This window comes from Haemophilus sp. SZY H36 (assembly GCF_018829625.1).
Lineage (GTDB): Bacteria > Pseudomonadota > Gammaproteobacteria > Enterobacterales > Pasteurellaceae > Haemophilus > Haemophilus haemolyticus_K.
This window is the reverse complement of record NZ_JAHKKA010000006.1, coordinates 32,139-44,604: the sequence shown is the minus strand read 5'-3', so window position 1 is coordinate 44,604 and position 12,466 is coordinate 32,139. Positions and strand designations below refer to the sequence as shown.

Here is a 12,466-nt window from a genome sequence, read left to right as displayed (position 1 = left end):
TTCTTGTTACGAACTTACAATTTTATCATTGTTATTGCGGATTAACTAACTGTTTTTTCTGCAGTTCTTTACCCGCTAAAAGGTGAACGAGCACTGTTTTTTCCTCGTTAGTAAGGCCTTCAGCTCGTTCTTTAGCAATCAGCATTTCAATGTCTCGCTCAATGGCTTGAATATTTAAGCGACGATAGTTTTGTGAAAATGCATTGATCATTTCTGCTTCGTCTAATAAATGATCCCAAGTTGCCAGTATTTCAAGGGGATTGCTGTAAGGCGTATCACGGAAGTGCTCTAAAATCTGCCCTGTCGTAATACCTTCTCGTTGGCGACAAAGTGCGGTCAATTTTTCCAGAATTTCAAAACCAGCTTCTGCACGTAATGCTTGCAGGCCGCTTTCAGACATTCTTTTCACTAATTCAGGATTTTGTAGAAGCAAGGAAATGATCATTCGCATCGGTGTCTTCTTGATCTTATTATTAGCGACTTTTTGTCGTGTATTGGCTTGTTCTAATTGTTTTGGAATAAGATTTTCTAGCTGAGTTTGATCAAAAATTCCTAGCTTTTGAGCCAACATATTGCGCAGCGATAAGCGAAGCATTTCTCCTGGAATTTGGCGAATTAACGGCGCAGCCAGAGCAACTAATTTTCCGCGCCCTTCTTTGCTAGAAAAATCAACTTGTGGGCTTAAGTGAGCAAACATAAACTCACTTAAAGATTGCGCACTTTCGATATATTCTTCAAATTTTTCTTTGCCATATTGGCGAATGTAAGTATCAGGATCTTCTCCATCTGGCAAGAAAATAAACTTGAGTTGTCTGCCATCTTCTAAATAAGGTAGCGCATTTTCTAATGCTCTCCACGCTGCATCACGCCCAGCACGGTCACCATCGTAACAACAAACAACTTGCTCAGTCGAACGAAAAATAAGTTGAATTTGTTCTGATGTCGTGGACGTACCTAAAGAAGCGACCGCATAATCCACGCCAAATTGTGCTAATGCCACTACATCCATATAACCTTCAACAACAAGTAATTGTTTTGGTTCATCGTTGGCTTGTAAGGCTTCGTACAAACCATAAAGCTCGTTACCTTTATGATAAGTAATGGTTTCTGGCGAATTTAGATATTTCGGTTTTTCATCTGTTAATACACGCCCACCAAAAGCCACTGTACGTCCACGTTTATCGCGAATTGGAAACATAATGCGATTTCGGAATTTATCGTAAATATTGCCACGATCATTTCGAGAAAGCATGCCTAATTCAATGAGTTTTTGTTGTTCTTCACGATTAACACCAAATTTACGCAATACCGTATCCATCGCATTCGGCACAAACCCAATTTGAAAACGCTCAATAATTTCAGTCGAAAGCCCACGTTGTTGTAAATATTCTTGTGCTTGAGTATTTAATGGTAATTGGTTTTGATAAAACGTGGCAATCTCTTGCATTAATTCATAGAGATTTCGTTTGGTTTGGTAATTCGCTTGAGGTTTCCCGTTGTTATTAGCACGTTTTTCGTAAGGTACTTCAAGCCCTGCCATAGCAGCAAGTTCTTCAATAGCCTCTACAAATTCAAGCTTGTCATAATCCATTAAAAAGGAAATCGAATTACCATGTGCGCCACAACCAAAGCAATGATAAAACTGTTTCTTTTGACTAACCGTGAAGGATGGTGTTTTTTCGTGATGGAAAGGGCAGCAGGCTTGATAATCGCGGCCAGCTTTTTTTAGTTTTACGCGTGTGTTAATCACATCGACAATATCGGACTTTGTCAGCAAATCATCAATAAAGGGGCGTGGAATAGAACCTTTCATTGTCGAGCCTCCGTGATCGTGGTGTGAAAGTGCGGTCGTTTTTGGCGTAGATTTTTGTTGTGCTTAAAGTAACAAAACCGTGAGTCCAAAGGATTCACGGTTTGTCTTAACTCGAGTCAGAAAATACTATAAATTAGTATAAACGGGTATTGCGCGCGTTTTCGCGAGCGTTGCGTTTTGCGTGACGTTTTGCAAGTGTTGCATTTTCACGTTTACGAATTGTAGTTGGTTTTTCGTAAAATTCGCGAGCGCGTACTTCAGCTAAGATTCCCGCTTTTTCGCAAGAGCGTTTGAAACGACGTAAAGCTACGTCAAATGATTCGTTTTCACGTACTTTAATTACAGGCATAAGCCAATCACCTCAATGAGTTTAATTTAATTGCAATTTAAAATTTTATTTTCACCAAAGCACCACTGTGCAAATGGTAAATTTAATAAAGGACGCAATTCTAATCTACTTTTAGGGAAAAAGTAAAGGAAAGAATGCCAATTCACCTTAATATTTGTGGTTTCAACTGGTTAAAACCGCTTAAACAGGGTAAAATCGCGCAACATTTTAGGTAATAAATTAAGAAAATCAATGAAAATCTTAGGCATTGAAACCTCGTGTGATGAAACGGGCGTGGCAATTTATGATGAAAAAAAAGGATTAATTGCTAATCAACTTTATACTCAAATTGCCCTACATGCAGATTATGGTGGTGTGGTTCCTGAATTAGCATCGCGCGATCATATTCGTAAAACAGCTCCTCTTATTAAAGCTGCGCTAGAAGAAGCTAAGTTAACGGCGAGCGATATTGATGGCATTGCTTATACGAGTGGCCCAGGGCTTGTCGGCGCATTGCTTGTCGGCGCTACGATTGCGCGTTCCTTAGCTTACGCGTGGAATGTTCCTGCGATTGGTGTTCATCATATGGAAGGGCATTTACTTGCGCCAATGCTTGATGAAAATTCACCGCACTTTCCTTTTGTTGCTTTGTTGGTATCGGGTGGTCATACTCAATTAGTGCGTGTCGATGGTGTAGGAAAATATGAAGTGATTGGTGAATCCATTGATGACGCTGCAGGTGAAGCCTTTGATAAAACAGCAAAATTACTTGGACTAGATTATCCAGGTGGCGCGGCTCTTTCTCGTTTAGCAGAAAAAGGCACACCGAATCGTTTCATATTTCCACGTCCAATGACAGATCGTGCAGGCCTTGATTTTAGCTTTTCAGGTTTAAAAACGTTCGCTGCGAATACGATTAATCAAGCAATTAAAAACGAGGGTGAACTGACAGAACAAACTAAATCGGATATTGCTTATGCTTTCCAAGATGCGGTGGTGGATACCCTTGCCATTAAATGTAAGCGTGCATTAAAAGAAACTGGCTATAAACGTTTAGTGATTGCGGGGGGTGTGAGTGCAAATAAAAAACTCCGAGAAACGCTTGCGCGCTTAATGCAAAATTTAGGTGGTGAAGTGTTTTATCCTCAACCTCAATTTTGTACAGATAATGGCGCAATGATTGCTTACACAGGTTTTTTACGTTTAAAACAAGGTCAGTATAGCGATCTGGCTATTGATGTTAAGCCTCGTTGGGCAATGACGGAATTACCAGCAATTTAGGAGAAAAAATGGCGAAACTCTACTTCTATTACTCCACAATGAACGCTGGAAAATCAACGACGTTGCTACAATCTTCCTATAACTATCGCGAGCGCGATATGAACACAGTAGTTTATACGGCTGCGATTGATGATCGTTTTGGCGTGGGGAAAGTCACATCGCGTATTGGCATTTCGCAAGATGCCTTTTTATTTCGCTCGGAAACCAATTTGTTTGATGAAATCAATGAGCACTTAAAAAAAGAAAAAGTGCATTGTGTGCTGGTGGATGAAGCTCAATTTCTTAGCAAGCAACAAGTTTACCAGTTGAGTGATGTCGTTGATAAACTCAAAATCCCTGTGCTTTGTTATGGCTTGCGTACAGATTTCCAAGCGGAACTTTTTGAAGGAAGTAAATATTTACTGGCTTGGGCGGATCAACTCGAAGAATTAAAAACAATTTGTTATTGTGGCAGTAAGGCTAACTTTGTTTTGCGCTTAAATGATCAAGGCGAGGTTATTAAAGAAGGCGCGCAAATTCAAATTGGCGGCAATGACTCTTACCTTTCTGTTTGCCGTTTACACTATAAAGAAAAGTGCGGTCAACTTTAAATTAGTTTTCAAACACAACACTATAAGGATAATTTTATGTTACAGAATAAAACATTTGGGAGTGCGCTGATTATTGCAGGCACAACCATTGGTGCAGGTATGCTTGCTATGCCGCTTACATCAGCGGGCATGGGCTTTGGTTACACCGTGTTATTGCTCGTTGGCTTGTGGGCTTTGTTGGTTTACAGTGGATTGTTGTTTGTAGAAGTGTATCAAACAGCGGAGCAGTTGGATGATGGTGTGGCCACGCTAGCTGAAAAATATTTTGGCGTTCCCGGACGTATTTTAGCAACGTTGAGTTTGTTAATTTTGCTTTATGCACTTTCAGCCGCTTATATTACGGGTGGTGGATCTTTACTTTCAGGCTTGCCAACAGCTTTTGGAATGGAAGCGATGTCGCTGAAAACGGCGATTATTATCTTTACTGTGGTATTAGGTTCTTTTGTCGTTGTAGGAACGAAAGGTGTGGATGGTTTAACTCGCGTGTTATTTATTGGTAAGTTAGTCGCCTTTGCTTTTGTGCTGTTTATGATGCTTCCCAAAGTGGCAACAGATAATTTAATGGCATTGCCTTTGGATTATGCCTTTGTGGTTTCTGCTGCACCGATATTTTTCACCTCTTTCGGTTTCCACGTCATTATGGCGAGTGTAAATAGCTACTTAGGTGGAAGTGTAGAAAAATTCCGTCGTGCTATTTTGATTGGTACCGCGATTCCATTAGCTGCTTATCTTGTATGGCAGTTAGCAACTCATGGTGTATTAAGTCAAAGTGAATTTGTGCGTATTTTACAAGCTGACCCAACGCTAAATGGCTTAGTGAATGCAACACGTGAAATCACAGGTTCTCATTTTATGGGGGAAGTGGTGCGCGTGTTCTCATCACTGGCTTTAATTACTTCATTCTTGGGCGTGATGCTTGGTGTGTTTGAAGGCTTAGGTGATTTATTCAAACGCTATCATTTGCCAAATAATCGCGTTGTATTAACCATTGCGGCATTTTTACCGCCACTTGTGTTTGCATTGTTTTATCCTGAAGGATTTATTACTGCATTAAGTTACGCAGGTTTGTTGTGTGCGTTCTATTGCTTAATTTTACCAATTGGCTTGGCATGGCGTACACGTATTGAAAATCCAACATTGCCATATCGTGTTGCTGGCGGTAATTTTGCTTTGGTGTTTGCGTTATTGATTGGCGTGGTGATTATGGTCATTCCATTTTTAATTCAATGGGGATATTTACCGGCTGTAGCAGGATAATGTGAAAAAAAGTCACTCAATATAGTTCTTTTTATAGATAAAAGTGCGGTGAAAAATTTCAGTTTTATGATAATAAAAATAAGCTCAAAATTAACCGCACTCTTTTAGAAGATAGTAAGTCATATTTCAGTTGCTTTAAAAATTACAATTTATCCGAATGATGAATCATCACAAAGCGTTCCCAAAGCTGTTCTTCGGTTTCTTGATGTTCTGGATCGGGCTTAATGCAGTTCGTGATTGGGCAAACTTTTTGGCAGGTAGGGGTGTCGTAATGGCCGACACATTCCGTGCAAAGGACAGGATCGATCACATAAATCTCATCGCCAATGGAAATGGCTTCGTTCGGGCATTCTGGTAGGCACATATCGCAGTTAGTACATTTGCTAGTGATGAGTAATGCCATTGTGATCCTTAATAGAAAGTTGAAAGCGGCGAATTATAGCCGACAAAAACTTGATTGACAAAAACTAAACAAAATTTATGAAAAAATTCACTTCTACCCTTTCTCTTATTGTCCTCGTTGTATTAGCAATTTGGCAATATTTTACCGATTCAACCAAAACTAAAAATCAATCACCTTCTCCCGTAATTGAACAGACTAAGCAAACAAAAGTATCTGAGTCTAAATTTGAGCCTCAATTTGAGACAAAGCGGACTGATATTGAAAAAAGTGCGGTGAAAAATCCGAATGTTTTTGCCAATTATGATGTGATTATGCGCGATGATCCTATCGGGCAAAATGCAAAGGCGCCTGTCGATTATTATATGTTGGCATTATCTTGGTCGCCTGGATTTTGTGATATTCAGCGTGAAAAATATGGTAATCAGCTGCCTTCCTCCGCTAAATATCAATGCGGAAATAACCGTGCTTTAGGTTGGGTTGTTCATGGATTATGGCCTCAAAATGCAAATGCACTTTCAGTGACGGATCATCCACGTTTTTGCAAGGGCGATTTACCCGCATTGCCAAAAGATTTATTAGCACGATATTTGGCTATTTCACCTGGTGAACAATTATTGCAAGGTGAATGGGAAAAACATGGTAGCTGTGCATTTGATTCTGCCCAGCAATATTTTGCTAAGGAGCAGGAATTATTTAGCTCATTAAAATTACCGAATCAAAATTTAAGCCGTAATGAACTTTTTCGTTGGATGAAACAACATAATCCACAATTAAAAAATGCTTATTTAGGCGCAAGTCGAAACGAATTATTCATTTGTTATGATAAAAAATGGCAGGTAATGAATTGCCAAAGCAAATAAGAATTTCTTTGATCTAAATCGTTACAACCTAGCGCGAAGTAGGTATAATACGAAAAGTTTTCAATTTTAATTTTAACTTAATAAGAGGATAGATTATGTCAGTAATCAAAATGACCGATTTAGATTTAGCCGGTAAACGTGTATTTATCCGTGCGGATCTTAATGTGCCAGTAAAAGATGGCAAAGTGACCTCAGATGCGCGTATTCGTGCGACCATTCCTACTTTAAAATTAGCCTTAGAAAAAGGCGCAAAAGTGATGGTAACTTCTCACTTAGGTCGTCCAACTGAAGGTGAATTCAAACCAGAAGATTCTTTACAACCAGTTGTTGATTACTTAAAAGACGCAGGCTTTAATGTTCGTTTAGAACAAGACTATTTAAACGGCGTAGATGTTAAAGAAGGCGAAATTGTTGTTTTAGAAAACGTACGCGTGAACAAAGGTGAAAAGAAAAACGATCCAGAATTAGGTAAAAAATATGCCGCACTTTGCGATGTATTTGTAATGGATGCGTTTGGTACCGCTCACCGTGCGCAAGCATCAACTTACGGTGTTGCAGAATTTGCACCAATCGCTTGTGCAGGTCCATTATTAGCCGCTGAGTTAGATGCATTAGGTAAAGCATTAAAAGAACCTGCTCGCCCAATGGTGGCTATTGTTGGTGGTTCTAAAGTTTCAACTAAATTAGAAGTATTAAATTCTCTTTCAAAAATCGCTGACCAAATTATTGTGGGCGGTGGTATTGCAAATACTTTCATTGCGGCAGCAGGCCATAATGTAGGTAAATCTTTACATGAAGCTGATTTAATCCCTGTCGCGAAAGAATTAGCCGCAACTACAGATATTCCTGTGCCTGTTGATGTGCGTGTAGGTTTAGAGTTCTCTGAAACGGCAGCAGCAACAGAAAAAGCAGTAAACGAAGTGAAAGATGAGGAATCTATCTTCGATATCGGTGATAAATCTGCAGAACAATTAGCTGAAATCATCAAAAATGCAAAAACCGTTTTATGGAATGGCCCAGTTGGCGTGTTCGAATTCCCTAATTTCCGTAAAGGGACTGAAATCATTTCTCACGCGATTGCAAACAGCGATGCATTCTCTATCGCAGGTGGCGGTGATACTTTAGCGGCTATTGATTTATTCGGTATTGCAGACAAGATCTCTTACATTTCAACGGGTGGCGGTGCGTTCTTAGAATTCGTAGAAGGCAAAGTATTACCAGCAGTAGAAATTCTTGAAAAACGTGCGAAAAACTAACCGCACTTTTCCTATGTGACATATCGATGGCGATAATTAAAAATGTCGCCATCAATAAAAAGTCAAAAAAATTCTCCAATTGTGGGTTTGTCCCGCTAAACATAAAAAGGAAACACAAGTATGGCTAAATTATTAGATATCGTGAAACCTGGTGTTGTAACAGGTGAAGATGTGCAAAAAATCTTTGCTTATGCAAAAGAGCATAACTTTGCTATCCCTGCAGTAAACTGCGTGGGTTCTGACTCAGTTAATGCTGTGTTAGAAACTGCTGCACGCGTAAAAGCGCCAGTTATTATTCAATTTTCTAACGGTGGTGCGGCGTTTTATGCGGGTAAAGGTATTAAACCTGCAAGCGGTGCTCGTCCTGATGTACTTGGTGCGATTGCTGGAGCGAAACACGTTCATACTTTAGCTAAAGAATACGGTGTTCCAGTTATTCTTCACACTGACCACGCTGCGAAAAAATTACTTCCATGGATTGATGGTTTACTTGACGCTGGTGAAAAACACTTCGCAGAAACTGGCCGTCCATTATTCTCTTCTCACATGCTTGATCTTTCTGAAGAGCCAATGGAAGAAAATATGGCTATCTGCCGTGAATACCTCGCTCGTATGGATAAAATGGGGATGACCCTTGAAATAGAAATCGGTATTACTGGTGGTGAAGAAGATGGTGTAGATAATTCTGGTGTTGATGAGTCTCGTTTATATACTCAACCATCTGACGTGCTTTATGTTTACGATCAATTAAACCCAGTAAGCCCTAACTTTACTGTTGCAGCGGCATTCGGTAACGTACATGGTGTTTACAAACCAGGTAACGTAAAATTAAAACCATCTATTTTAGGTGCATCACAAGAGTTCGTTGCGAAAGAACGTAATCTTCCTGCAAAACCAATTAACTTCGTCTTCCACGGTGGTTCAGGTTCTAGCCGCGAAGAAATCCGCGAAGCAATTAGTTACGGTGCAATCAAAATGAACATTGATACTGATACTCAATGGGCATCTTGGAATGGTATTTTGAATTTCTATAAAGCAAATGAAGCTTATCTTCAAGGTCAATTAGGTAACCCAGAAGGTCCAGATGCACCAAACAAAAAATACTACGATCCACGTGTTTGGTTACGTAAAATGGAAGAATCTATGTCTAAACGCTTAGAACGATCTTTCGAAGACTTAAATTGTGTTGATGTTTTATAATCCACAAAAATAACATAAAATACGACCGCACTTTCAAGTGCGGTTTTTTATTTTAGCGGAGAAATTATGGAAAAGATCTTAGTTATTCGTAACGATAAATTAGGCGATTTTATGCAAGCATGGCCCGCTTTTGCTATGCTGAAGTTATCGAATCCTTCTTTAAAATTAACCGCTCTTGTTCCGAGTTACACTGCGCCTTTAGCGGAAGTTTGTCCGTTTATTGATCATGTCATTATTGATAGCAAAAAAAATGATAAAACGGATTTCAAACGTCTTGTGCAGGAAATCAAAGCGCAGCAGTTTGATGGAATGATTAGTTTTTTTTCCAATACCCATAATGGAAAACTCGCTTGGAAAAGTGGGATTAAATATCGTCTCGTGCCAGCAACGAAATGGGTTCAAATTCTCTATAATCACCGCCTAATACAACGTCGTTCTCGTTCTGAAAAATCGGAAGCTGAATACAATAAAGATTTAGCCCGCGCTTTTTTGCACAAGCATAATATGCCAGTTGTTGAACCTAAACCGCCTTATTTAACCTTTGAGAAAAGTGCGGTGGAAAATCAACGTGTTTTCTTGCAAGAGAGTTTAGGACTTTCCGCAAATAAAAAATGGATCTTTGTACATAGCGGTTCTGGTGGTTCAGCTACGAATCTTTCTTTAGCGCAATATGCGGATTTAATTAAAGGCTTATTGGCTGAGTTTGATTGTAATGTTGTGCTGACTGCAGGACCTGGCGAAAGTGAAAAGGCCCATGAGTTAGCTAATCTAGTTAATGATTCACGCGTAGTTATTTACGATAAGAATAAAGGTTTAGTGGATTTTGCGCATTCTTTGGCTTGTGCGGATTTATTTATTGCGGGATCTACTGGTCCATTGCATTTGAGTAGTGCGTTTAATATTCCAACTATCGGATTTTATCCAAATAGTCGTTCTTCTCAGCCGAGACGCTGGAAACCGATTAATGATGTCGATAAGCATCTTGCATTTTGTCCACCCGCGGGAAAAGAGACTCAAATGAATCTAGGTTTAATTTCAATAAATAATGCTTTAGTAACCATTTTCCCCTTTGTGAGAAAAATGTGGGCATTGCGCAATGATGTTTAAGCAAATCTGAACTATCCATCCTATACTGGCGGCAAAAATAATTGTCCCCAAACCGACGGTGCCACCAAGGATAAACCCTAGAATACAAACAAAGATTTCAATGCTTGTTCTGACGATGCTCACTTTTAAATAAAATCTTTGACAGAAACCAACCATTAATCCATCCCTTGGTCCCGCGCCTAAATGGCAGGTAAGATATAAGGCTGTGCCTAAGCCGTAAAGTAATAAGCCTACCGTACCATATAATAGTTGTTCTGCTAATGAGCTTGGTGTGGCCAGTATTTTTGTTGTGAGGCCGAGGAAAAAAGCAATAATAACGATATTAAGTAGAGTGCCCAATCCTAATCGGAGTTTTAGTGGAAACCAGGCTATCATTACGATACAACTGATAAAAAATGATGCCCAACCAATGCTCATATTAGTTTGTATTGCAATGCCTTGTGAAAGCACCGTCCAAGGTGTTGAACCTAAATTCGAAAGCACGATTAATCCATCGCCGATACCGAGGATTGATAAGGCAAAGATCAAAACTGACAATGTTTTGATGTTCAACGACCAAAGAGATGTCGCCGCCCAAGATGTATGGGGAATAACACGTACTTTTTTCTTCATAAAATATCCTTTTAATTCTTGCCATAATAAAAGGAAATGTAGAAAAAATGAAACAATTTAATGTTCTATTTTAGAATTGTATCTTATAGAAATACACGACCATTTGTATCAATATTAATTTCTAAAACTGTGATCTTACTCACATTTTGAAAATTGTCTAATATCTCTCCATTTCGTACAATATGCCTAATTCTTAATGGGAGAAAATTATGTTAGCAACACTTCAAGATATTCTCGATACGGTTAAAGCCAATAATCTGACTTATCATCAAAAATTAATGACATTAGGCAATATTGCTGAGCGTTTATTTGATCCTCGCGATTTGCTTGGCTATACCGATGAAGAATGGGGCTTTTTACAGAATCAGATGATTTGTGATTTATGTGAAGGTTATGCTATTTATCGCCCTCGCTATATCCTGCCTGATTACAATGTGTATATTAAAAAAGGCTGCGAATTTTTAGAATTGCCACCACCAAAAGATCTAGATGAAGCACTTGATGGATTATTGATTCTTTACTCTCACGTGCCATCTATTACAACTTATCCTGTTTATGTTGGCCGTCTTGATGTGTTGCTCGAACCTTTCATTACGGATGAAGAAAAAGACTACATCAAAATTAAACGTTTCTTAAATCATATCGACAAAACTGTGCCTGATTCATTCTGTCATGCCAATATTGGGCCGTATGATACGAAAGCGGGTCGCTTGATTTTACGCGCGGTGATTGAGCTTGAAGCGCCAACACCGAATATGACCATTCGTTATGATAAATCCAAAACGAGCCGTGAGTTTGCTGAACTTGCAGCAAAAGCCTGTTTATTAGTTTCGAAGCCATCTTTTGCGAACGATGCGTACTATATTTCTGATCTAGGTGAAGAATATGGTGTAGCAAGTTGCTATAACGCATTGCCTGAATGTGGCGGTGCTTACACATTAACACGTTTACGTCTAGGGACGATTGCTCGCACATGTAAAAGTGCGGATGAAATGGTAAACGAATTATTACCACGTGTGGCGAAATGTGCTCTTTCAACCATGGATAAACGCCATAAGTTTGTAGTGGAAGAAAGTAATTTCTTTAACAGTTCATTCCTCGAAAAAGAAGGCTTTATCAAACGCACTAATTTTACGGGGATGTTCGCAATTGTGGGCTTGGCAGATGCAGCAAACCACTTATTGCAATGTGAAGGCTTAAATGAAACCTTTGGTAAGAGTGCTCGCGGTGATGAAATTGCGACAGCAATTATGGATAAACTTAAAGAAATCACTGATGCTCATGAAGGGGTTTATGCTGAACGCACTGGCAATCGTTATTTATTACATGCGCAAGTTGGCGCAAGTAACCACGAAGAAGACAAACGTAACGCACCGGCTCACCGTATTCGTGTAGGCGAAGAACCAACGTTACTTGCACATTTAAAACAGTCTGCCCCGTTCCATAAGTATTTCCCATCTGGTACAGGGGATTTATTCGCCTTTGATCAAACCTATGTAGATCACTGCGATGCGGTGGTGGATATTATTGACGGTGCATTCTCTTTAGGCTATCGCTACATTACCACCTATTTGAAAAATACGGATTTAATTCGCGTTACAGGTTATTTGGTGAAGAAAAGCGAAGTTGAAAAATACCGTAAAGGCGAAGTCGCATTACGCGACACAACCTGGTATGGCTCGGGTACGGATGAATGTGCCAACGTGTTTGATCGCCAATTGCGCGATGAAAAAGATGTCACCGCTGAAAAATAATTGGA

12 protein-coding genes are annotated in these 12,466 nt (G+C 39.4%); 8 read left to right on the top strand and 4 right to left on the bottom strand.

Annotated features, from left to right (window positions below; translation table 11 throughout):
• Positions 1–31: 31 nt before the first annotated feature.
• Complete coding sequence (gene dnaG, locus KP713_RS08420) at positions 32–1,813, bottom strand: DNA primase (RefSeq protein WP_215770390.1); 1,782 nt, start codon at positions 1,811–1,813, stop codon at positions 32–34.
• 133 nt (positions 1,814–1,946) lie between these two features.
• Complete coding sequence (gene rpsU, locus KP713_RS08415; protein ID WP_005627632.1) at positions 1,947–2,162, bottom strand: 30S ribosomal protein S21; 216 nt, start codon at positions 2,160–2,162, stop codon at positions 1,947–1,949.
• A 231-nt stretch (positions 2,163–2,393) separates the two neighbouring features.
• On the opposite strand from rpsU, the gene tsaD reads away from it, so the two are divergent.
• The 3 genes from tsaD to KP713_RS08400 are packed head-to-tail and all read left to right on the top strand — an operon-like array spanning position 2,394 to position 5,269.
• Complete coding sequence (gene tsaD / locus KP713_RS08410) at positions 2,394–3,422, top strand: tRNA (adenosine(37)-N6)-threonylcarbamoyltransferase complex transferase subunit TsaD (RefSeq protein WP_215770389.1); 1,029 nt, start codon at positions 2,394–2,396, stop codon at positions 3,420–3,422.
• Between the two features lie 8 nt (positions 3,423–3,430).
• Positions 3,431–4,012 carry a thymidine kinase gene (locus tag KP713_RS08405; RefSeq protein WP_215770388.1) on the top strand — a complete coding sequence of 194 codons (582 nt, stop codon included), beginning with the start codon at positions 3,431–3,433 and terminating at the stop codon, positions 4,010–4,012.
• A gap of 36 nt (positions 4,013–4,048) precedes the next feature.
• Positions 4,049–5,269, top strand: a complete 1,221-nt coding sequence (locus tag KP713_RS08400) for an aromatic amino acid transport family protein (protein WP_005630856.1) — start codon at positions 4,049–4,051, stop codon at positions 5,267–5,269.
• A 142-nt stretch (positions 5,270–5,411) separates the two neighbouring features.
• On the opposite strand, the gene KP713_RS08395 is transcribed toward KP713_RS08400, so the two are convergent.
• Positions 5,412–5,672 (bottom strand): YfhL family 4Fe-4S dicluster ferredoxin, encoded by a 261-nt coding sequence (locus tag KP713_RS08395; protein ID WP_005627640.1) that lies wholly within the window; start codon positions 5,670–5,672, stop codon positions 5,412–5,414.
• A gap of 77 nt (positions 5,673–5,749) precedes the next feature.
• Here KP713_RS08395 and KP713_RS08390 point away from each other — a divergent pair, with 77 nt between their 5' ends.
• The 4 genes from KP713_RS08390 (at position 5,750) to KP713_RS08375 (ending at position 10,095) form a co-directional block, all read left to right on the top strand.
• Entirely contained in the window at positions 5,750–6,532 is a 783-nt protein-coding gene (locus KP713_RS08390) for a ribonuclease T2 family protein (RefSeq protein WP_140527845.1), read from the top strand.
• Between the two features lie 95 nt (positions 6,533–6,627).
• Entirely contained in the window at positions 6,628–7,788 is a 1,161-nt protein-coding gene (pgk, locus tag KP713_RS08385) for a phosphoglycerate kinase (protein ID WP_140527844.1), read from the top strand.
• A 120-nt stretch (positions 7,789–7,908) separates the two neighbouring features.
• The gene (fbaA, locus tag KP713_RS08380; RefSeq protein ID WP_140527843.1) at positions 7,909–8,988 is read left to right on the top strand and encodes a class II fructose-bisphosphate aldolase; all 1,080 of its coding nucleotides are present in this window, start codon (positions 7,909–7,911) and stop codon (positions 8,986–8,988) included.
• A 66-nt stretch (positions 8,989–9,054) separates the two neighbouring features.
• Entirely contained in the window at positions 9,055–10,095 is a 1,041-nt protein-coding gene (locus tag KP713_RS08375; protein ID WP_215770387.1) for a glycosyltransferase family 9 protein, read from the top strand.
• Here KP713_RS08375 and yczE read toward each other — a convergent pair.
• A complete protein-coding gene (yczE, locus tag KP713_RS08370; RefSeq protein WP_140449624.1) occupies positions 10,039–10,707 on the bottom strand; it encodes a membrane protein YczE in 669 nt (222 codons plus the stop codon). The genes KP713_RS08375 and yczE overlap by 57 nt on opposite strands.
• Before the next feature lie 209 nt (positions 10,708–10,916).
• Between yczE and KP713_RS08365 the strand changes: the two genes are divergently transcribed.
• The gene (locus KP713_RS08365; protein WP_215770386.1) at positions 10,917–12,461 is read left to right on the top strand and encodes a YjjI family glycine radical enzyme; all 1,545 of its coding nucleotides are present in this window, start codon (positions 10,917–10,919) and stop codon (positions 12,459–12,461) included.
• The last annotated feature ends 5 nt before the right edge of the window (positions 12,462–12,466 follow it).

Coding starts and splice junctions, on each gene's coding strand:
- KP713_RS08405 (WP_215770388.1), top strand. CDS start 3,431: ATGGCGAAACTCTACTTCTATTACTCCACAATGAACGCTGGAAAATCA.
- KP713_RS08375 (WP_215770387.1), top strand. CDS start 9,055: ATGGAAAAGATCTTAGTTATTCGTAACGATAAATTAGGCGATTTTATG.
- KP713_RS08365 (WP_215770386.1), top strand. CDS start 10,917: ATGTTAGCAACACTTCAAGATATTCTCGATACGGTTAAAGCCAATAAT.
- KP713_RS08400 (WP_005630856.1), top strand. CDS start 4,049: ATGTTACAGAATAAAACATTTGGGAGTGCGCTGATTATTGCAGGCACA.
- tsaD (WP_215770389.1), top strand. CDS start 2,394: ATGAAAATCTTAGGCATTGAAACCTCGTGTGATGAAACGGGCGTGGCA.
- fbaA (WP_140527843.1), top strand. CDS start 7,909: ATGGCTAAATTATTAGATATCGTGAAACCTGGTGTTGTAACAGGTGAA.
- rpsU (WP_005627632.1), bottom strand. CDS start 2,162: ATGCCTGTAATTAAAGTACGTGAAAACGAATCATTTGACGTAGCTTTA.
- pgk (WP_140527844.1), top strand. CDS start 6,628: ATGTCAGTAATCAAAATGACCGATTTAGATTTAGCCGGTAAACGTGTA.
- dnaG (WP_215770390.1), bottom strand. CDS start 1,813: ATGAAAGGTTCTATTCCACGCCCCTTTATTGATGATTTGCTGACAAAG.
- yczE (WP_140449624.1), bottom strand. CDS start 10,707: ATGAAGAAAAAAGTACGTGTTATTCCCCATACATCTTGGGCGGCGACA.
- KP713_RS08395 (WP_005627640.1), bottom strand. CDS start 5,672: ATGGCATTACTCATCACTAGCAAATGTACTAACTGCGATATGTGCCTA.
- KP713_RS08390 (WP_140527845.1), top strand. CDS start 5,750: ATGAAAAAATTCACTTCTACCCTTTCTCTTATTGTCCTCGTTGTATTA.